General features: G+C 41.5%; 23 protein-coding genes, 2 tRNA genes and 1 other RNA gene. 8 read left to right on the top strand and 18 right to left on the bottom strand.

What is annotated here, in order from left to right:
* Nucleotides 1-151 precede the first annotated feature (151 nt).
* Nucleotides 152-239, top strand: a tRNA-Ser gene (locus O3652_RS00940).
* A gap of 169 nt (nucleotides 240-408) precedes the next feature.
* Here the strand turns inward: O3652_RS00940 and O3652_RS00935 are convergent.
* From O3652_RS00935 to O3652_RS00910, 6 genes are all read right to left on the bottom strand, one after another.
* Entirely contained in the window at nucleotides 409-1,368 is a 960-nt protein-coding gene (locus O3652_RS00935; protein ID WP_371589995.1) for a hypothetical protein, read from the bottom strand.
* 79 nt (nucleotides 1,369-1,447) lie between these two features.
* Nucleotides 1,448-1,535: transfer RNA gene (locus O3652_RS00930), tRNA-Ser, on the bottom strand.
* A 72-nt stretch (nucleotides 1,536-1,607) separates the two neighbouring features.
* Nucleotides 1,608-1,955, bottom strand: a transfer-messenger RNA (tmRNA) gene (ssrA, locus tag O3652_RS00925).
* A gap of 58 nt (nucleotides 1,956-2,013) precedes the next feature.
* On the bottom strand, nucleotides 2,014-2,649 hold the full coding sequence (locus O3652_RS00920; RefSeq protein ID WP_049550346.1) for an SGNH/GDSL hydrolase family protein: 636 nt from the start codon (nucleotides 2,647-2,649) through the stop codon (nucleotides 2,014-2,016).
* Nucleotide 2,650: 1 nt separating this feature from the next.
* On the bottom strand, nucleotides 2,651-3,478 hold the full coding sequence (locus tag O3652_RS00915; RefSeq protein ID WP_371589994.1) for an HAD family hydrolase: 828 nt from the start codon (nucleotides 3,476-3,478) through the stop codon (nucleotides 2,651-2,653).
* Nucleotides 3,479-3,501: 23 nt separating this feature from the next.
* Nucleotides 3,502-4,821, bottom strand: a complete 1,320-nt coding sequence (locus O3652_RS00910) for a CapA family protein (protein WP_371589993.1) — start codon at nucleotides 4,819-4,821, stop codon at nucleotides 3,502-3,504.
* A gap of 154 nt (nucleotides 4,822-4,975) precedes the next feature.
* Between O3652_RS00910 and def the strand changes: the two genes are divergently transcribed.
* Together def and rlmB are read left to right on the top strand one after the other, a co-directional pair.
* A complete protein-coding gene (gene def / locus O3652_RS00905; RefSeq protein ID WP_001272959.1) occupies nucleotides 4,976-5,587 on the top strand; it encodes a peptide deformylase in 612 nt (203 codons plus the stop codon).
* 44 nt (nucleotides 5,588-5,631) lie between these two features.
* A complete protein-coding gene (rlmB, locus tag O3652_RS00900; protein ID WP_000855737.1) occupies nucleotides 5,632-6,360 on the top strand; it encodes a 23S rRNA (guanosine(2251)-2'-O)-methyltransferase RlmB in 729 nt (242 codons plus the stop codon).
* 35 nt (nucleotides 6,361-6,395) lie between these two features.
* Here the strand turns inward: rlmB and trxB are convergent, their stop codons facing one another.
* The 7 genes from trxB to O3652_RS00865 form a co-directional block, all read right to left on the bottom strand.
* Nucleotides 6,396-7,307, bottom strand: a complete 912-nt coding sequence (trxB, locus tag O3652_RS00895; protein ID WP_268725510.1) for a thioredoxin-disulfide reductase — start codon at nucleotides 7,305-7,307, stop codon at nucleotides 6,396-6,398.
* Between the two features lie 65 nt (nucleotides 7,308-7,372).
* Entirely contained in the window at nucleotides 7,373-7,597 is a 225-nt protein-coding gene (locus O3652_RS00890) for a DUF4059 family protein (protein ID WP_000924293.1), read from the bottom strand.
* Nucleotides 7,598-7,674: 77 nt separating this feature from the next.
* Nucleotides 7,675-8,418 carry an amino acid ABC transporter ATP-binding protein gene (locus O3652_RS00885; protein ID WP_000590997.1) on the bottom strand — a complete coding sequence of 248 codons (744 nt, stop codon included), beginning with the start codon at nucleotides 8,416-8,418 and terminating at the stop codon, nucleotides 7,675-7,677.
* Nucleotides 8,418-9,218 carry an amino acid ABC transporter permease gene (locus O3652_RS00880; protein WP_000219166.1) on the bottom strand — a complete coding sequence of 267 codons (801 nt, stop codon included), beginning with the start codon at nucleotides 9,216-9,218 and terminating at the stop codon, nucleotides 8,418-8,420. The genes O3652_RS00885 and O3652_RS00880 overlap by 1 nt, the downstream gene beginning before the upstream one ends.
* 156 nt (nucleotides 9,219-9,374) lie before the next feature.
* On the bottom strand, nucleotides 9,375-9,731 hold the full coding sequence (locus O3652_RS00875; RefSeq protein WP_049520741.1) for an arsenate reductase family protein: 357 nt from the start codon (nucleotides 9,729-9,731) through the stop codon (nucleotides 9,375-9,377).
* A 12-nt stretch (nucleotides 9,732-9,743) separates the two neighbouring features.
* Nucleotides 9,744-10,259 carry a methylated-DNA--[protein]-cysteine S-methyltransferase gene (locus O3652_RS00870; protein ID WP_001075139.1) on the bottom strand — a complete coding sequence of 172 codons (516 nt, stop codon included), beginning with the start codon at nucleotides 10,257-10,259 and terminating at the stop codon, nucleotides 9,744-9,746.
* Nucleotides 10,256-10,750, bottom strand: a complete 495-nt coding sequence (locus O3652_RS00865) for an N-acetyltransferase family protein (protein ID WP_371589991.1) — start codon at nucleotides 10,748-10,750, stop codon at nucleotides 10,256-10,258. Before O3652_RS00865 ends, O3652_RS00870 begins: the two co-directional genes overlap by 4 nt.
* 134 nt (nucleotides 10,751-10,884) lie before the next feature.
* Between O3652_RS00865 and O3652_RS00860 the strand changes: the two genes are divergently transcribed.
* On the top strand, nucleotides 10,885-11,331 hold the full coding sequence (locus O3652_RS00860; RefSeq protein WP_001087578.1) for a DUF1836 domain-containing protein: 447 nt from the start codon (nucleotides 10,885-10,887) through the stop codon (nucleotides 11,329-11,331).
* The gene (locus O3652_RS00855; RefSeq protein ID WP_125413553.1) at nucleotides 11,328-11,975 is read left to right on the top strand and encodes a hemolysin III family protein; all 648 of its coding nucleotides are present in this window, start codon (nucleotides 11,328-11,330) and stop codon (nucleotides 11,973-11,975) included. Before O3652_RS00860 ends, O3652_RS00855 begins: the two co-directional genes overlap by 4 nt.
* Before the next feature lie 18 nt (nucleotides 11,976-11,993).
* Here the strand turns inward: O3652_RS00855 and pdxT are convergent, their stop codons facing one another.
* The 3 genes from pdxT to nox form a co-directional block, all read right to left on the bottom strand.
* Entirely contained in the window at nucleotides 11,994-12,575 is a 582-nt protein-coding gene (pdxT, locus tag O3652_RS00850) for a pyridoxal 5'-phosphate synthase glutaminase subunit PdxT (protein ID WP_125413552.1), read from the bottom strand.
* Nucleotides 12,576-13,451 carry a pyridoxal 5'-phosphate synthase lyase subunit PdxS gene (gene pdxS, locus O3652_RS00845; RefSeq protein WP_125413551.1) on the bottom strand — a complete coding sequence of 292 codons (876 nt, stop codon included), beginning with the start codon at nucleotides 13,449-13,451 and terminating at the stop codon, nucleotides 12,576-12,578.
* Nucleotides 13,452-13,601: 150 nt separating this feature from the next.
* Entirely contained in the window at nucleotides 13,602-14,981 is a 1,380-nt protein-coding gene (gene nox, locus O3652_RS00840; RefSeq protein ID WP_125413550.1) for a H2O-forming NADH oxidase, read from the bottom strand.
* A 307-nt stretch (nucleotides 14,982-15,288) separates the two neighbouring features.
* Here nox and O3652_RS00835 point away from each other — a divergent pair, with 307 nt between their 5' ends.
* The 3 genes from O3652_RS00835 to O3652_RS00825 are packed head-to-tail and all read left to right on the top strand — an operon-like array spanning nucleotide 15,289 to nucleotide 18,104.
* Complete coding sequence (locus tag O3652_RS00835) at nucleotides 15,289-16,218, top strand: FAD:protein FMN transferase (RefSeq protein WP_125413549.1); 930 nt, start codon at nucleotides 15,289-15,291, stop codon at nucleotides 16,216-16,218.
* An 18-nt stretch (nucleotides 16,219-16,236) separates the two neighbouring features.
* Complete coding sequence (locus O3652_RS00830; protein WP_000915935.1) at nucleotides 16,237-16,842, top strand: NADPH-dependent FMN reductase; 606 nt, start codon at nucleotides 16,237-16,239, stop codon at nucleotides 16,840-16,842.
* A gap of 17 nt (nucleotides 16,843-16,859) precedes the next feature.
* Complete coding sequence (locus tag O3652_RS00825) at nucleotides 16,860-18,104, top strand: NAD(P)H-dependent oxidoreductase (RefSeq protein ID WP_371589990.1); 1,245 nt, start codon at nucleotides 16,860-16,862, stop codon at nucleotides 18,102-18,104.
* An 85-nt stretch (nucleotides 18,105-18,189) separates the two neighbouring features.
* Here O3652_RS00825 and O3652_RS00820 read toward each other — a convergent pair whose 3' ends face one another.
* The gene (locus O3652_RS00820; RefSeq protein ID WP_000371291.1) at nucleotides 18,190-18,447 is read right to left on the bottom strand and encodes a DUF896 family protein; all 258 of its coding nucleotides are present in this window, start codon (nucleotides 18,445-18,447) and stop codon (nucleotides 18,190-18,192) included.
* Nucleotides 18,448-18,488: 41 nt separating this feature from the next.
* The gene (gene glyS / locus O3652_RS00815) at nucleotides 18,489-20,525 is read right to left on the bottom strand and encodes a glycine--tRNA ligase subunit beta (RefSeq protein WP_125413548.1); all 2,037 of its coding nucleotides are present in this window, start codon (nucleotides 20,523-20,525) and stop codon (nucleotides 18,489-18,491) included.
* Nucleotides 20,526-20,570 lie beyond the last annotated feature (45 nt).

Genomic DNA, 20,570 nt, shown 5'->3' with positions numbered 1-20,570 from the left:
CCTGTTATCGTTTACACTATTCATTCTAGCACAATTTCTACCAAAGTCAAGCATTTTTTATCATTTTCTTTCAAATTCTATCATTTTTCTTATTTCCAAAATTTTTATTGCAAGATAAGTGGCTTTATGGTAGACTATTTGAGTAAGTATTGGAAGATTACTCAAGAGGCTTAAGAGGCCGTGTTGGAAACGCGGTAGGCGTGTAACAGCGTGCGTGGGTTCGAATCCCATGTCTTCCGTAGAAAAAAGAAAAACTGCACCTCAATGCAGTTTTTTTATCGTTCTAAGAACAATATCTAGAAATGAAAGGCTGAGTTACTCTAACTATCACACCACATTTTTGTATCCTAATTCATAAAAAAACAAGTAGTTTATTTTGACTACTTGTTTTTCTTTTAAATCTAAAGATTAGATATTGCTTTTATCTTTTTTATCTGAAGATTTGTCTGTTGATTTATCAGTGGATTTGTTTGAAGATTTATCAGAAGACTTGTCTGTTGATTTATCATTAGACTTGGTTGAGTTTTTACGGACAATTTTATCATAACCTTCTGTATCATCAAGCAACTCTGTCGCCAAAGTACGGTAATCCTCTTGAGAAATCAGCCAATTTCCATCCTTATCCTTAGTTAATTTGATTTCAGTATCAAAATCACCAGTAGTGAAAGGTGTATGAGCTAAGTTAGGGTCAACGTCACTGTAGGTTGAGAAATCTTTCTTGAATAGATGCTCAAAAATCCAGTAAGAAACCAATGTTTGGTAACGCTTGATGTCAACGTTTGAACCAGCTTGATTGTATTTACCTAGGTTATCAACACCTCCAATAAGAGTAGTGAGAACTTCCCTTGTAGATGAAGCCAATCCTTTAGAGTGTAACTTCTTAGAGTTGAAAGTAACAGTCGCTGTATTTCCTGATTCATCAACTTTCACATCTTTAACAGTGTAAGAACCGATATCTTGATATAATCTACGTCTCATCTTCAAGAAACCTGAAATGGTTTCTTCTGGAGTTTCTACAGGGAAATCTTTGTGCCATTGTACTGAATAGGTAGATGCAGGTGAAAGCCCTTCTTCTTTGATTTTTTCACTTGTTTGTACAGCAAATACTGCCTCAGTCCATTTTTCATAAGTGTCGCCATAAATCTTCTTAAATCGACTAGAGTCGCTAGTGAGAACAGAGTCTAGGAGAATCTCAGCATCTTTTGTAACTTTCTCTTTAACTTCCGCTGCTTCATCCTTCTTCTCAACTTGTTCCGTTTTCTCCTTGTCATCAGAAGAAGCTTCAGAAGACTGATTAGAAAATGCGGAACATGCACCCAAGACAACTGTTGAAAGTGCTAAGATACTTAGTAACTTGATCTTTTTCATGTTTCACCTCATTATGAAAATTTACTCTTGGAGACTACCTCCAAGGATAGTTATTTAGAAAAACACGGGGTTCATCTAACGGAGAATGGGGGATTCGAACCCCCGCGTCGGTTACCCGACCTAACGATTTAGCAAACCGTCCTCTTCAGCCTCTTGAGTAATTCTCCACTAGCAAACTAAAACAAATAGGATACAATAAAGGATACAATTTGACGAAATAATCCCTAAAATCCTATTGATGATGGAGCCGGTGGGAGTTGAACCCACGTCCAAACACCTGCCAACATATTTGTCTACAACCATAGGTTATGTATTGTTTTAACAGCTCCTCGACACATAACTCAAGCCTAGGAACTGCGAGTCTATCAATCTCTTATCAAACCACTAGACAAGGCTTGATCGTATCTCGCTAATCATAAGACCTGTCATTGAACACGAGCAATCCAAATCAGGTCACGCCTGCTGGTTTTTAGGCAGCTAGAGCGTAAGAAGTGTTATTTTTTGCAGTTATATTTAACTGAGCGTTTACGTCGCCACACGGGTTGCAAAATATGCCTCATAATGCCTGTCGAATCCGTAACGACCCCAGGATGTTAGAACTATTATAACCTATCTTCATAAAAAATGCAAAATCAAGCCAATTCTTTAGAAAAGATACGTTTTCAAAGCATCTGATAAGGCTTGATAACCAGCTACACTTAGATGGAGACCATCCGTTGTATAGGCTGATTGAAGTTGTCCTTCTGAATCTGTCAAACTATCATAAATTGGTAGAAAATCTACTTGCATATAGGCGGAAGCTAGAGCCTCATAGGCTTGATTCCATTCTCTGATCTTTTCATTGGTACGAATATATACTGTCTGCTTGTATTCTTCTCCTTCATTGACTGGCAAAATAGAAACAAGCTTTATTTGTGACAGCGGATATTCTCGGGCAATCGATTGGATCACACGCTCAAGATTATCCAAGGTTTCATTCATGGAAACATCTTTTCCGATATCGTTTGTCCCAATCAAGAGAACAATTTGATCGACAGCATCACCATAAAGATGGGCATCAAGATTGTCTAGTAGAAGCCCCGTCTGGTAACCTCGGATGCCTCGATTAACAATCGTCTTGGTAGTCCCAACTAACTCTTGCAAAGGGTAGTATTCTACAATCGAATCGCCGATAAAAATCATATCTGGTTCTAAAAGAGAAATCTGATTAAGTTCGCGATACTTGGTTTGAATCTTTGCCTGCTCTTTTAAAAGCCAATTTTCTAATAACTGTACTGCCACCTTATTCCTCTTTCTCTAACCACTTTTCTAGGACCTGATAAACGCCCCCTTGGCTGTTAGCTGGAGCTAGGGCAGTTGCAACTGCCTTGGCCTCATCATCAGCATTTTCCATAGCATAGGCAATTCCAGCCATCTCCAACATCTCAACATCATTTTCGCTATCACCAAAGGCCATGATTTGTTCAGATTTCAAATTCCAGCGCTTGAGTAATTCTTCCAATCCCCAGGCCTTGTGAAGACCAGCCTGTAGGATATCGATACAGCCATAACCGCTAGAAACAGCCCTTACACGACCATCAAAGAGGTCATTGATTTCCTGCAAAACTGAACTAGAACGTTCTTCACCAACGACCATGCTCATCTTTAGAACTCCTCCAAAGAGGTCTGAGTTTAGCTCATCCACAAAATTTGTCCTTTGGTAAAGTTTTTCAATCATCTCTGGAGTCATAAATTTTTCCAGGTCTGTAAAAACCGTTCCTTCCTTGACAAAACTCCCATTCATACTGGTAACGACGAACTGATCTCGACACTCCCTCCCTTTAAAATGAAGGAGAGCCTTGTCAACCATAGCATCATCCCAAGTCTGGGCCTGAAGTAGCGTATCATACTCAAATATACGAGCGCCGTTAGCAACAACCAGAACTACTCGACTCGCCAAGTGTTCTAATAATTGCCTCATCCGATGGACTTCATTCCCCGTCGCAATGACAAAACGGATACCTCGTTCATCTAATTGGTCTAAAATCTTTTCTAAACGTGGCAAGTCCAGTTGCCCTCTTGGATCCAACAAAGTTCCATCCATGTCTGTTGCAATTAATTTAATCGTCATCATATCTCCTTTAGAGTGAGCGTCTACCACTTCAACCCTACATGTTCATTCATTTCTTTATAGGCCGTGTCAATTCGTTCTTTGGTCGCCTCGTCCAACTTGTCACGGTGACTGCCTCCTTCAATGAAGTCCTCTAGGATATAGGTCTGATAGAGTAAAAGCGGATAGCCTTCTGGAGAGTATGTCCCTTTGGGTGTTCGATTGACCCAAGTTGGATGCGCTTTGGCCGTTTCAATCCTAGTCTTGCCATCTTTTTTCTTAATGGTCACATCCATGAGAACACCGCGCTCCGTCCACTTGGCATTTTCCTCGTCTTGCATGGTTTCAATGCGTTGATTTGAGAGGAAATTTCCCATGGAGTAGATGATCAGTTTTTTGTCACCATCTTTTTCAACTGTTTCAGCAGGTTCAACGACGTGAGGATGCCCTCCAAAGATAATATCGGCTCCCCAGTCAATCATCTTATGGTACAGTGTTTTCTGTTCTTCCGTTGGTTCTAGTTGGTACTCAATTCCCATCTGAGGCATGATGACAGTAATATCTGCTTCCTTCTCTGCACGCTCGATTTCCGCCTTCATCTTATCTTCATTCAGGTCAGAAAGATAGCGATTATAGTCCTCTTGAGAGATATACTGCTCAATGCCATTAAAACCGTAGGAATAGGCCAGGAGAGCTACCTTGATACCATTGACTTCCTTGATGACTATAGGTGCTTGGTCTCGGGATTCATGCGTGTAGACTCCGATGGGTGTCATTCCAGCCTTTTCAATAGCTTGAGCCGTTGAAACCACTCCCTCAATTTGAGAATCCAAGATATGATTATGAGCCAAGTCTAGAACTTGGTAGCCTGCATCCTTGATCGCATCCATGACTTCTCCTGGAGCATTAAAGAGAGGATAACCTGCTAAGTAGTGGTCCTTATTCACCGTTCCTTCAAAGTCACCAAGCACTAAATCCGCTTGTTTGAGCCAGGGTTTTACATACTCAAAATTTTCATGGAAATCATAGGTTCCATCTTCTTTAAGAGCTGTTCGGTAGATGGGGATATGGTAGAGAAGGTCACCATTTGCCATGATACGTGCCGTCGTTTCACCAGACTGATTTTCCTTGGATTGACTGGAAGTACTTGCAGAATCAAGAGTTTGACTACTAGGACTCGTTCCCTTACTACCTTGTACTGCTCGAACTAATAAGTTTCCCCCCATGGATAAGGCAACTGCAAGCAATAACACAATAATAAACTGGGCATTGGTCCAGGATTTATAATTCCGAAAGAAATCCACACTAGTTCTCCACACCCCATAAAGAGAGCCCTGAGACCGTCTATCTTGTCGCTTTTCCATCTTTATTCCCCCTTGCTTTTACTGCAAGTCTTTTCTTTTATTATACCACAGACAAAAGAGGAATACCGTTTATTATATTATTTTTTAGGAACTTCTGCGACTTTCTTTCTCGCCTATTTTGTGTTATCATGTAGAGGTAATGAAAGGAGAGAAAATGTCTGCTATAGAACGTATTACAAAAGCTGCTCATTTAATTGATATGAACGATATTATCCGTGAGGGAAACCCTACTCTTCGCGCAGTTGCTGAGGAGGTCACTTTCCCACTGTCTGACCAGGAAATCATCCTTGGCGAAAAGATGATGCAATTCCTCAAACATTCCCAAGATCCTGTTATGGCTGAAAAGATGGGGCTCCGCGGTGGAGTTGGATTGGCCGCTCCCCAGCTGGATATCTCAAAACGCATTATCGCCGTTTTGGTCCCAAATATTGTAGAAGAAGGTGAAACTCCTCAGGAAGCCTACGATTTGCAAGCTGTTATGTACAATCCAAAAATTGTCTCTCACTCTGTTCAGGACGCTGCTCTTGGCGAAGGAGAAGGTTGCCTTTCTGTTGACCGAAACGTTCCAGGCTATGTTGTCCGTCATGCCCGTGTCACTGTTGATTACTTTGACAAGGATGGCGAAAAACACCGAATCAAGCTCAAAGGTTACAACTCTATCGTTGTCCAACATGAAATTGATCATCTAAACGGAATCATGTTTTACGATCGTATCAATGAAAAAGATCCATTTGCTGTTAAAGATGGTTTACTGATTCTGGAATAAAGAAAATCCCGTTGCAAGACGGGGTTTTGTGTTATAATAGATGCATGAAAACAAATGATATTGTCTATGGCGTCCATGCCGTTACTGAAGCCCTCCTTGCAAACACTGGAAATAAACTTTACCTCCAAGAAGATCTTCGAGGTAAGAATGTTGAGAAAGTCAAGGAACTGGCTACAGAAAAGAAGGTATCCATTTCTTGGACTTCAAAAAAATCCCTCTCTGAGATGACTGAAGGCGCTGTCCACCAAGGTTTTGTTCTACGAGTGTCCGAATTTGCCTATAGCGATCTGGATCACATCCTTTCCAAAACACGACAAGAAGAAAATCCTTTGCTATTGATTCTGGACGGGTTAACTGACCCCCATAATTTAGGTTCTATCTTAAGGACTGCTGATGCGACCAATGTTTCAGGTGTCATTATTCCCAAGCACCGTGCTGTCGGAGTGACTCCTGTCGTTGCCAAAACGGCCACAGGTGCTATTGAGCATGTACCGATTGCCCGAGTGACCAACCTCAGTCAAACCCTAGACAAACTCAAGGCTGAAGGCTTCTGGACCTTTGGAACGGATATGAACGGTACCCCTTGCCACAAGTGGAATACAAAAGGGAAAATCGCCCTCATCATCGGAAATGAAGGAAAAGGCATCTCGAGCAACATCAAAAAACAGGTCGATGAGATGATTACTATTCCCATGAATGGGCATGTTCAAAGTCTCAATGCCAGTGTTGCTGCAGCCATTCTCATGTACGAAGTTTTCCGAAACCGACTATAAAAAAGTTTCCAATCAAGTGATTGGAAACTTTTTTCTTAACTATGTTCTGTAATAAATTTGTAAGCTTCTTGACCAGCGATAGCCCCATCTCCAACTGCTGTTGTCACTTGGCGAAGGTCTTTCTGGCGAACATCTCCAACTGCAAAGATACCGTCAACGGCAGTTTTCATGTGATTATCTGTCACAATCCAGCCTGCCTGGTCTTGAATATTCAATTCTTTAACAAAATCGCTAACAGGATCCAAACCGACATAGATAAAAACACCACCGAAGGCTTGCTCTGTCACTTGACCCGTTTTTACATTTTCAAATACGACAGATTCTACTCGGTTTTCACCTTTGATTTCCTTGACAACAGAATCCCAGATAAAGTTGACTTTCTCATTTGCAAAAGCACGGTCTTGCAAAACCTTTTGGGCACGAAGTTGGTCACGACGGTGAACAATGGTAACAGTCTTGGCAAAGCGAGTCAAGAAGAGAGCTTCTTCTACCGCTGAATCTCCACCACCAACTACGAGCAAGTCTTGATCACGGAAGAAAGCTCCATCACATACGGCACAGTAAGAAACACCACGACTGTTCAGTTCTTCTTCTCCAGGAACCCCCAAAAGACGGTGTTTTGACCCAGTTGCTACAATGACAGTACGGGTTTCGTAAACTTGATCATCAGTGATGACCTTCTTATAGTCACCCTGGTCTTCAATATTTTCAACATAGCCATAAAGATGCTCCACTCCAAGGTTTTCAAGAGGTTCAAACATCTTTTCAGCCAATTCAGGTCCACTGATGTTGGCATAACCTGGATAGTTTTCAATATCAGATGTGTTGTTCATTTGCCCGCCTGGCAGACCACCTTCAATCAAAGCCACTTTCAGATTGCTGCGAGCAGCATATAAGGCAGCGGTCATTCCCGCAGGTCCAGCACCGACAATAATCGTATCGTACATTTCGATTCCTTCTTTCTTGTTGTAACTATCTTTATTCTAACTCATTCTTGCTAGTCACGCAAGGATTATGCCTTGAAAACCAAGAGCAAACTCATGACGGCAAAGGATAACACCGGAATGACCAAAACTCCAATCATAATCATATCATAGAGATGGGCTTGGCGAGCTTTGGCTGTCTTGTCCACACCAGACATGGCTCTCAATCCAATCCAAATCCCCAGAAAAATCACGACAAGGATGGTCGTTAAGATCAAACTCTCGAAATATAAAGAAAATAGATGCAGTAGCATGATCTCTCTCGTTTCTATCTTTTTTAAAGAGTAAACTCAGCTAGTCCAACTAACTGAGTTTTCCTTTTTCTATTATATCAAATATAAGTCCGTTTGTAACTAGCGAAGAATTCTTTTGTTCGTTCTTCTTTCGGATGATTGATGATTTCATCCGGTGTGCCAGACTCGATGATTTTTCCTTTATCTAGGAATAAAACCTTGTCTGCCACTTGGGCTACAAAAGACATATCGTGACTGACCAAAATCATGGTCTGACCAGACTTGGCAGCATCTGCAATAGACTTTTCTACTTCACCGACCAACTCTGGGTCAAGGGCTGAAGTGGGCTCGTCCAAGAGCAAGACATCTGGTTTCATAGCAAGCGCACGCGCGAGGGCAACCCGTTGCTTTTGTCCACCTGATAAGTGACGAGGATAATGATTTTCACGGTCAGAAAGACCAACCTTGGCCAACTCTTCCTTGGCGATTTTTGTTGCTTCCTCGTCCGATAATTTCTTAACAACAACCAAACCTTCCTTGACATTGTCAAGAGCAGTTCGGCGTTCAAACAAATTAAACTGTTGGAAAACCATAGACAACTTGCGACGAAGGGTTAGGATCTCTTCTTGGCTAATCTGAGAAAAATCAACTTTAAAATTGTCAATCTGAATCGTTCCACTATCTGGAGTTTCAAGATAGTTTAAACTTCGAAGAAAGGTTGATTTCCCAGCTCCAGATGAACCAATCAAAGCCACTACCTCACCTTTTTGGATATCCAAGTTCAGATGATTCAAGACTGTCTGTCCTGAAAAGGATTTGCTTAAATTCGAAATCTTAATCATTAACGAAGGTCTCCTTTCACATCTGTAGACACTGTATCCGGTGCTGAGATAGCCATTTTTCTCTCGATGAAACGGCCGAGGCTTTCAATTCCGATATTGACTACCCAATAGACAAGGGCTACGGAGATGAAACGTTCAAAATAGCGATAATCAGCTCCACCTAAAATCTGAGCTTGGGCAAAGACCTCCACAACACCTGCGCTAAAGGCTAGAGAAGTTCCCTTGGTCAAACCGATAAGGGAGTTAATCAAAGTCGGTGTCGCCACAACGGCCGCATTTGGAATAATCACGCGACGATAAACTTGCGCTCGCGTCATACCCAAACTGCGTGCCGCCTCAATTTCACCTGGATTAACAGAAAGGATGGCCGCACGAATCGTTTCACTTGCATAAGCCGCCTCATTAAAAGCAAAGGCCACAATCGCAAAAAGCGCTGCTGGAATCGCATTGATATTGAGACCAGTTCCCCATTGTTGGTTGATAGCTTTCAGTGCTAAAGGAATTCCGTAGTAGGTCAACATAAGTTGAACTAGGATTGGGGTACCTTTTAAGAAGCTGACGAAAAAGGCCTGCAAGGGATATAAAATCTTAACACGATTGATCTTAACAATGGCAAAAATTAGGGCAAGTAGCAAACCAAAGAGTGCACCTCCAAGCGTCAACATCAAGGTTGTAGGCAGTTGTTGGACAATCCTTGGAATTCCATCAAAGACCGAACGCAAACTAAAGAGCTTACCATCCGGAATGAGTTGCATCAAACTTTGGTACCAATCTGATGCTAAAAATGTTGTAACAGTCATAAAAACATCCTCTCCTGATAATGATTCATTCTATCATACTTCTGCTCGCAAGCAAATTATTTGCTACGAACTGCTCAGACTTTGTCTATCTTCTAGTTTATCACACTTTAAAACAGGGAGGCTATATATTTTACCTATCAAGGAGATAAATAAAAACTATCTCAAACCTAAGTCCTCATAGGTTTTTCTATAGCCGATTTGTTTAACAGCACCATTCTCCACCAAAATTGGACGTTTCAATAACATACCATCACTCGCTAGAAGCTTGGCTGCTTCTTGTTTTGACAAACTTCCCACCTTATCTTTCAAGCCCAGTTCACGATATTTGATCCCGCTGGTATTGAAAAATTGTTTCACTTCAAAACCGGAAGTTTCCAACCAGTTTAAAATCACGTCTTCACTTGGTGTTTCTTCTACGATGTGGACATCTTGGTATTCCAGTCCAAGTTTATCCAATTCATTTTTTGCTTTCTTACAAGTTGAACATTTTGGGTATTCGATAAATTCTAACATCTTCTTTTCTTTCTATTTTTTATTTTCTTGAAATGCTGCACCTTCATGTTGCAAGAGCCAGGCTTTCTTTTCGACTCCAGATGCATAGCCTGTCAGACGATTGCCTGACCCCAGCACACGATGACAGGGTACTAGTATGGACCAAGGATTTCGCCCCACTGCTCCACCAATCGCTTGGGCAGAAGCCACTTGCAAGTCTTGAGCTATTTGTCCATAAGTTACTGTCTGACCATAAGGAATAGCCTGTAAATAAGTCCAGACTCGCTTTTCAAAATCTGTTCCAATAGGAGCCAAAGGTAAGTCTGATAGATCCTGAACACTGCCTTCGAAATAGGTATCTAAATAGGAAATAACCTGGTCTAGGACAGGATGTTTCTTAACTACTTCTATACTATCTCCAGCGATTCCCCTCTCAAAATGAGTTTGATCCTGTACCCAAATTCCATACAGATATTGCTTGTCAGCAACTAAGGATAAGGTTCCAATTGGCGACAGATAGAGCATTTTTGCGTACTTATTCTGATTCATTTTTTTAATTTCTGATAGGCCAAACGTTCCCCATCAACTGGAACTTTACCAACCTGTTGGAAGCCTAGCTTTTCAAAGATATGCTGCATAGCCTTGTTTTCTGCATGCGTATCTGAACGAAAATCTAGATAATCAAAACCTTCAATCAAGCCTTCTAGGAAAGTCTGAGCAACACCTTGTCCTTGGACATCTGCTGCAACAGCGATACGGTGAAAGACCAGATATTCTGATTCTCCCCCCTGCCAACTCCCTTCATAAATGGCTTCATAGGATTTCTCTGGGCTCTTGGTCACAGCAGCATAAGCTAGCAGTTCTCCCTCTTCCAAGGCAACATAAGCTTGACCTGAAATAATATCATCGATAATAACCTCGGCATTTGGATAGCCATTTTGCCACTGGTCGCTACCAGACTTGGCTAAGCACTTTTTGGCATCCTCCATCACCTGCATAATCGCATCTACTTCGTTTGGAAAAGCTAAACGAATCTCCATCTTTTCCCCTCATTTCTAACCAGTTTCTCTCATCATAGCATAATTTAAAGCTTTCTACAAGCAGTTGAAACTTGACTTTTGTTTTTTATTGTTTTATAATCTAGTTATCAAAACTAGATAAAAAGGAGTTGGAAATGAATTCTAACTTTTCCTACCCAAAATGGGAAGACATTCCAAACATTGACCTCTATCTGGATCAGGTTTTACTTTATGTCAATCAAGTCTGCGCCCCTATCTCTCCAGATAAGGACAAGGGGCTAACAGCATCCATGGTCAATAACTATGTCAAACATGGTTACCTGACAAAGCCAGACAAGAAAAAATACCAACGCAAACAGATTGCACGTTTGATTGCCATCACCACTCTAAAGTCTGTCTTTTCGATCCAAGAAATCGCTCAAACACTGAATACTCTACAAACTCAAGCGAGCTCAGACCAGCTCTACGATGCTTTTGTGGACTACATGAACCATGGGATTGATCCAGAAAATCCTATTATCCAAACCAGCTGTCAAACGGTTAAACTCTATCATCAAACTCTAGACTTAATCCTTATCAAAGAAGAGGAGGAAATCCAATGAATACCAGTCTAAAACTCAGTAAAAAACTCAGTTTTGGAGAGGAAATTGCTAATAGTGTGACCCATGCTGTGGGTGCAATTATCATGCTCATCCTACTCCCTATTTCATCCACCTATAGTTATGAAGCACATGGATTTTTATCATCTTTTGGTGTTTCAATCTTTGTTATCAGTCTCTTTCTCATGTTCCTCTCGTCAACCATTTACCACTCTATGGCCTATGGTTCGACCCACAAATACGTCTTGCGAATCATCGACCATTCTATGATTTATGTGGCTATCGCTGGCTCTTATACGCCGGTCGTATTGACTTTGATGAATAACTGGTTTGGCTATCTGATTATTGCCATTCAGTGGGGAACGACCATCTTTGGCATCCTTTATAAAATCTTTGCTAAAAAGGTCAATGAGAAATTCAGCCTTGCCCTTTACCTGATCATGGGCTGGTTGGTTCTGGCTATCATTCCTGCCATTATCAGTCAAACAACACCAATTTTCTGGAGTCTCATGGTAACTGGTGGACTTTGTTATACAGTTGGAGCTGGATTTTACGCTAAGAAAAAACCTTATTTCCACATGATCTGGCATCTCTTTATCTTAGCGGCATCTGCACTCCAATACATCGCCATTGTTTATTACATGTAAAAAGTTGAGAATCTTTTCTCAACTTTTTTCTTTACACATATTGATAAAGTACTGGTGCAAGCCAACATCATCTGTCAATTCTGGATGAAAAGAAGTTACCAGCATATTTTTTTCTTGCGCAGCAACGATTTGATCATCAACTGTTGCTAGAATTTCTACACCCTCTCCAACACTACTGATAATCGGTCCACGGATAAAGGTCATGGGAATCTGACCAACTCCCTTACATTCTGCCTCTGTATAGAAGCTTCCTAGTTGGCGCCCATAGGCATTACGCTCTACTACTATATCCATAGTGGCTAGATGACTTTCTTCCTGAGAAGTGATTTCCTTAGCTAGCAAGATTAAGCCCGCACAAGTTCCAAAGACGGGTAATCCAGATAGAATGGCTTCTCGGATGGGAAGCAGCATGTTCTGGTCGCGCAAGAGCTTGCCCATGGTTGTAGACTCACCGCCAGGTAATATCAAACCCACCAAGTCACTCTGATGTTGTTGAAAATCATCTAAATTTCTTATTTCGACACTAACAACACCTAACTTTTCTATCACTTTTGCATGTTCTGCAAAGGCGCCTTGCAAGGCTAATATTCCGATTTTCATCTATTTCCCTCGCTCTGCCATGAGAATTTGAATTTCACTCTCATTGATACCAACCATAGCTTCCCCTAGGTCTTCAGAGATTTGAGCCAGAATTTGAGGATTTTGGTAGTTGGTTACAGCCTTAACAATAGCACTTGCTCGTTTAACAGGGTCGCCTGACTTGAAAATACCTGAACCGACAAAGACACCCTCTGCCCCCAATTGCATCATCAGCGCAGCATCTGCTGGTGTTGCAACACCTCCAGCTGCGAAGTTTACAACTGGCAATTTTCCATGTTCATGAACGTATTGGACCAATTCTACAGGGACTTGCAAGTCCTTGGCAGCCACATAAAGTTCATCTTCGCGAAGATTTTGAATACGGCGGATTTCTTGATTCATCATACGCATATGACGAACCGCCTGAACGATATCTCCTGTTCCTGGTTCCCCTTTTGTACGAATCATGGAAGCTCCCTCAGCGATACGACGCAAGGCTTCACCCAAGTCCTTAGCCCCACAGACAAAAGGAACTTGGAATTCTTTCTTGTCCACATGGAAACGGTCATCAGCTGGAGACAGCACTTCACTCTCATCGATATAGTCAATCTCAATAGCCTCTAAAATCTGAGCTTCAACAAAATGCCCGATTCTGACCTTGGCCATCACTGGAATGCTGACCGCTTCTTGGATTTCCTTAATCATCTTTGGATCGCTCATACGAGAAACTCCACCAGCTGCACGAATATCAGCTGGAATCCGTTCCAAGGCCATAACAGCAGCCGCACCAGCAGCCTCTGCGATACGAGCCTGTTCAGGGTTCTGAACGTCCATGATAACCCCACCTTTGAGCATCTGTGCCAAGTTTTTATTTAGTTCATTACGATTTTCAGTCATTTCTTAATCCTCATCATCTGTATTGGTAGCTACCATTTCATTTTAAGGCAGATTAGAATGAAGTACAAGATAGAAAATCAATAATTGTCCGGGTACAGAAACATAAAAAACTATCTGACCTTAACTTAAGGCCAGATAGATCGTCAATTTTTATTTTTCAGCTGTAAGTGCAGCCATTGTAATGTAGTTGTATGGTTTGTTGAAATGTGGCAAGAAGAATAGGTCTGTCAAGGCCAATTTATCAATGGTTACATGCTCTTGGATAGCAAGTGAGAACATGTGGATTCCCATACTGATAGCAGCATCATGTGAAACCATTTGTGCACCAAGAATTTCGCGACTGTCTTTGTCAAAGACAATCTTGATGGCAACTTCGTGGTTGTCATGTTTGATAAATTCTGGTTTTTGAAGATCGTTAAAGCCAGTTTCAGTTGCATTATAGCCTGCAGCTTTGGCTTTTTCAAGAGTCAAACCAGTCGAGACCATGTGAAGACCGTAGATAGAGATACCGTTTGATCCTTGTACACCGATTCCTTCCAATTCATGACCACAAGCATTATAAGCACCAACGATACCAGTACGTACAGCGTTAGATGCAAGAGCGATGTAGCTTGTATCTTTACGAGCATTGTCATAAACAGTTGCACAGTCACCAACAGCGTATACACCTGGGATAGATGTTTCTTGTTTCTTATCTACAAGGAAGGCACCGTTGCGGAAGAGTTCAATCTTACCGTCAGCAAGAGCTGTGTTTGGACGGAAACCAACAGCAAGAACCACCATATCTACATCAAATGTTTCTTTGTCTGTTACCAAGCGTTCAACTTTACCATCACCTTGGATTGCTTTAACTGTTTGACCAAGTGCCAAACGGATGTTGTGGTCTTCCAAGTTTTTCGCCATCATTTGTGTAAAGTCTTTGTCATAGTAGCCGTTCAAGACAGTATCTACGATATCTACAAGTACTACTTCTTTTCCAAGACGCTCAAAGGCTTCAGCAAGTTCTACACCGATGTAACCACCACCAACAACAGCAATGCGCTCAAGGTGTTTACTCTGGTCTTCAAGTTTTTCAATAACTTCTTCAGCGTTTTGGTACAATTTAACAAATTGTACATTTTCAAGAGTTGCTTTGAATTCGCGGTTACCCTTAACGATTTCAACACCTTCGATTGGAGGCAAGATTGGAGTTGAACCAGTTGCAAAGATCAATTTATCATAAGACTCTTTGTGCTCTTTTCCTTCAACTTCTGCAGTCACAACTTTATTATCGTAGTCAATTGAAAGAACTGGTGAGTTCATGTAAACTTTAGCACCTTTTGCTTCCAATTTTTCTTTATCAGAGTAGAAGAGACCTTCTGGGCCGTCAATTTGTTCCCCGATCCAAAGCGCCATTCCACAACCAAGGAATGAAATATTTGAGTTTTGGTCAAATACTACGATTTCGTTCTCATGTCCGAAGTTGTCCAACATCGTATTAATACAAGCTGTACCAGCGTGGTTAGCACCAACTACAACGATTTTACTCATAGAAAAATTCCTACCTTTAATTTTTGATTTACCTTCCTAGTATATCATTTACTGTTAGCGTTTACAAGATATTTGCTCAGAATTCTCTTTTTTTCAGAAAAAAATACACTTAACATTGATGAATCTAATTTTTCTATCGTTTTCATATTAATTTTGAGCATATTTCTTGACTTTTTGTCAAAATTCATTTGTGAAAACGCTGACTTTATGATATGCTAGATACATGGAAAGAAAATGTAAGGGGTTTAATTTTTCTTTAACGACCTTATATTGAATGATTTCCTATAAAGAGAAAGGAGCTGGTAGCTTGCCTCTTCATTCACGTTCTGAACGGCTAATGGGAACAACTATCACGATTTCATTAGTAGATGAACAGGCTGATTGCCTACTTCAAGGAGCCTTTGATTTGCTCAAGGAGCTCGAATACCGCTTCAACGCCAATAGTCAAGAATCCGAACTAATGGAAATCAACTACCAGGCTGGAATCGCACCTGTTAAGGTTCATCCTGACCTATTTGAGCTGATTGCTCTTGGGTTAGAGCATAGCCTAGCTCCATCTAGCCATCTCAATATCAGCATTGGCCCCTTGATTCAAACCTGGCGAATCGGATTTGCAGATGCACGGCTTCCAGACTCTAAAGAAATCGAAGCTGTCTTGCCACTAGTTGACCCGCATTTTATCAAGTTGGATTCGACTAGCTCTACTGTCTTTTTAGAGAAGAAAGGAATGAAGCTTGATTTAGGTTGTTTAGCCAAGGGCTATAGTGCAGATAAGGTTGCCCAGTATTTGAAAGAACACGGTGTCACCTCTGCCCTGATTAATCTCGGAGGAAATATCCTCACCATCGGGAATAACCAAGCCAAAGAAGGGAAAGCCTGGCAGATTGGGATTCAAGATCCGAGAAATCCTCGTGGCAATCATCTCCTAACTATCCCTGCTTCTAACAAATCCGTTGTCACTTCAGGTATCTATGAACGCCACCTGACAGTAGATGGAAAAGACTATCACCATATCTTTGATAGTGAGACAGGATTTCCTGTCGAAACCGATCTTGCTAGCCTAACGATTATCTCTGATAAATCCGTTGATGGTGAGATATGGACAACGCGCCTTTTCGGAGAACGAAGCGCTTCTATCCTCTGGCAAGTCGAAAGTATAGATGGAATTGAAGCCATCCTCATCGACAAAGAGGGACGCCTTGCATGTTCTTCAGGCCTTCAAAATTGTATTATGTAAAAAGAGAAAGGAAATCTCATGCTAAAACTTATTGCCATTGTTGGAACGAACTCTAAACGTTCTACAAACCGCCAATTGCTCCAATACATGCAAAAACACTTTGCTGATAAAGCTGAAATTGAACTCGTTGAAATCAAGGATATCCCTGTTTTCAACAAACCAGCAGATAAGCAACTTCCAGCTGAAATTCTTGAGATTGCAGCTAAAATTGAAGAAGCTGATGGTGTGATTATCGGTACTCCTGAGTACGACCACTCTATCCCTGCGGTTTTGATGAGCGCTCTTGCTTGGCTATCTTACGGTATCTACCCACTTTTGAACAAACCAATCATGATCACTGGTGCTTCTTACGGTACACTTGGTTCATCTCGTGCCCAATTGCAGCTTCGTCAAATCTTGAACGCTCCTGAAATCAAGGCAAATGTTCTACCAGATGAATTCTTGCTCTCACACTCTCTTCAAGCATTTAACCCAAGTGGTGACTTGGTTGACCTTGACGTCATCAAGAAATTGGATGCCATCTTTGATGACTTCCGTATCTTTGTGAAAATTACTGAAAAATTGCGCAATGCACAAGAATTGCTTCGCAAAGATGCTGAAGAATTTGACTGGGAAAATTTGTAAGATAGGAGACTGAAAGAATGAAATTTGTTGGACTTGTTGGATCAAACTACGATCAATCATATAACCACAAACTCTTGGAATTTATTCGTCGCAATTTCAAATTCAAATTTGAATTAGAAGTCCTTGAAATTGACGAAGTTCCAATGTTTAACCAAGACGAAAAATGGGACGAAAGCTTCCAATTGCGTTTCTTGTATAACAAGATTACACGTGCTGATGGTGTCATTATCGCTACTCCTGAGCACAACCACACTATCTCAGCTTCTCTCAAATCTGTACTTGAATGGCTTTCATACGAAGTTCATCCATTTGAAAACAAGCCTGTTATGATTGTGGGTGCATCATACTATGACCAAGGAACATCACGTGCCCAAGTTCACCTTCGTAAAATCCTTGATGCTCCAGGTGTCAATGCCTACACGCTTCCAGGTAACGAATTCCTTCTTGGTAAAGCTAAGGAAGCTTTTGATAACAACGGAAATATCACTAACGAAGGAACTGTTAAATTCCTTGAAACTTGCTTAGATAACTTTGTAAAATACGTAGGAGTCGTTTCGAAATTGAAAAAACCAAAACCAATCGAACCAGAAGACTTGGATTGTGGAAAACCAATTGCTACAACCATCACAGAAGTTGATCCTGACGATCCAGAATGGGTAGAAAAAGTTGCAGCAATCACTGGCGCTGTTTCTGGTGATACCTATGTCAAATTGGACCACGGTATCTTGACCGTTAACCAAATCGATATGTTCTTGAAAGCTATGCCATTTGAATTGACATACGCTGACGACAACAACCAATTCCTATACTACAACAACGCTCACCAAGATCCAGACACCATGTTTGCTAAACGTGTACCACCTCAATCAGGTAGCCGTATGTCGACTGTTCATGGATCCCTCCCACCAGCACGTATGAAGAACGTAGAGTGGGTTATCGGAACACTTCGCAACGGAAACCAAGAATACGTTCGTACGATTGTTCCAGGTTCTCCTGCAGGTGTCATCAACACCCACAACTACCAAGCAATGTACTATCCTGATGGATCATACGCTGGAATCAATGAAATCGTCTTTAACTTCCAACCATGGCTTGACTGGTACCTAAAAGAGACTGGTCAACGTTTGGTGGGTGGTAGCGGACCATTTGCTCCTGCAGCTGGAGGTCATGGAGACGCCGATGCTACTTCTGGCGCTTCTGATTCAGGTGATGCTGGAGGCCACGGTGGTGACGCTGACGCTACATCTGGCGCAAGCAACTAAGAAACCAAAAAGGAGCCTAGTGGCTCCTTCTTTTTTGTTGTTATCAAAAAAGGGTTTTGTATATCATCTACAAAACCCTTGAATTTTATGAATTTGGATCATCAAGACTACGGCCGTGCAAACCTTTTTCACGTTGTACTTGACGTAGTTTTTCTGGTGTAACGTCATTGCCTTCCTCGTCCACAATTTTGATTCCTTCAATGTGGTGACGAACAGAACGACGATAGCCTTCGATGTACTCCTCACGAAGTTTAGCTTGTTCCACTTTTTCAGCAGAAGTTAAGCCTTCTGTTTTTTTCTTTTTGGCAAGCTCGTTGATGCGAGCGATTTTTTTCGGATCCATTTCTTCTCCTTTGTGATAAGATACAGTCCGTTTGACTGAGTTTATTTGGTATTGATTTGGTTGAAACGTGCAAGTTTAGCTGCTTTCTTGGTTAATTGCGACAAGATAGCCAAACGATTTTGTCGAACAGTCTGATCTTCAGCCATTACCATGGTATTTTCAAAGAAAGCATCAATAACTGGGCTAAGCGCAAAGAGTTGTTCTAATTGCTGACTTGCAGTTCCTGACAAGACGAGTGATTCTACGGCTTCTGCCAAGGCTTTCTCTTCTTCATTCTCAAAGAGAGCAGGATCAACAGTATCAGTTCCTTCGGCTTTTTCAGCTAAGTTGAAAGCACGTGATAGGGATTCGACAGACGATTTGAAATCTTCTTTCTTGCTTGCTTCGACAAGAGCACTTGCTGCTTCTAGCATATCTGCCACAACAAAGTTTGAACTTGCAAGGACTGCTTCCTTGATATCTTTTGGAGTAGAACCCATCATCTTATCAACACGAGCCTTGATAAAGTCCATGACCTCTGCTTTATTTTCATAAGTTAAGCTGTCGAATTTCAAAGCATAAAGGCTATCGATCAGCTCATCCATAGCAATGTGCCAACCAAAAGCATCCAAGATACGAACCACACCTTGCGTCGCACGACGAAGGGCATAAGGGTCGTTAGAACCTGATGGAATCAAACCTACTGAGAAGAAACTCAAAATCGTATCCAATTTGTCTGCAATGGCTAGAATGGCTCCTACCTTACTCTCTGGAAGTTCTCCTTCGGCTGATGTAGGCATGTAGTGTTCACGAATAGCAGCCGCAACTGCTGGAGTTTCCCCAGCAAGGAGGGCATATTTCTCACCCATAATTCCTTGAAGTTCATCAAACTCACCAACCATACCCGTCAACAAGTCAAACTTGTAAATAGCTGCTGCACGAGCTAGGTCAACTGTTTCATCCACTGACAAACCTGCTTTTTCTGCCAAGAGAATGGCAATCTGCCCCGTACGAATCATGTGTTCACGAAGAGAACCAATCTTTTCGTGGAAGGTCACATGGTTCAATTTTTCGACAAGGTCAGAAATGACCAATTTTTGGTCTTCACGCCAGAAGAATTCTCCGTCTTCCAAACGGGCAACTAAAACTTTTTCGTTACCCTTGATGACATTTTCCAAATGCTCTGCATTTCCGTTACGAACAGAAATAAAGTTTGGCAAGAGTTTTCCATCTTGATCTCGGACAACGAAGTAACGTTGGTGTTCTTTCATCGAAGTCACCAAGACTTCTTCTGGAACTTCAAGGTATTTTGCATCAAAACTTCCCATAAAGGCAGTTGGGTATTCAACCAAGTTCAAGACTTCATTGAGCAAATCAGCATCAATTTCGATACGTACACCATGTTCAGCTTCGATTGCCTTTATTTGGTCAACAATCATTTGCTCACGTTCACGAGGATCCGCGATTACAAACTGCTTACGAAGATCTTCTTCGTAGCTCAATGCTGACTGAATCTTAGTTTCTTGCCCCAAGAAACGATGGCCACGACTCACACGACCGCCCTTGATATCAAGGAAATCCAAGTCAAATTCTTCTTCATCTAAAAGAACTGTCAAAGTGTGTACAGGGCGGATATATTCAAAAGCGTTGTTAGCCCAGTGCATGCTGACAGGGAAAGTTAGTGACTTCAAGACATCTACAACACCTGGTACTATGGTTTCAACTGCTTGACCCACTTCTTCCTTGGTAACATAGACATATTCTTCACCCTTGATTTCACGGAATTCAATATCTTCAACTGTCAAGCCTTTCCCACGGACAAATCCTTGAGCTGCTTTGGTGAAGTTTCCATCACTATCCAAGGCAATTTTCTTTGCTGGACCCTTGAAATCTTCGGTCAAATCAGACTGTTTGTCTGCAAGACCAGTCACACGAACAGCCAAACGGCGTGGTGTTGAGAAGGTTTGAATGGCTTCAAAAGACAGGCGGTTTTCCTTGAGGAAGGCTGCCATTTTTTCACCTAGTTGTTTTTCACTTGGAGTTACTACGTAGGCTGGTAACTCTTCAAGACCGAGTTCTACTAATAAGTTTTTTGTCATGTTTTTTCCTTTACATTTTCTTCAATCTTTTTTGATATGCACCTT

Source organism: Streptococcus sp. 27098_8_23 (assembly GCF_041432195.1).
Taxonomy (GTDB): Bacteria; Bacillota; Bacilli; order Lactobacillales; family Streptococcaceae; genus Streptococcus.
This window is presented reverse-complemented; position numbering and strand designations above follow the sequence as displayed.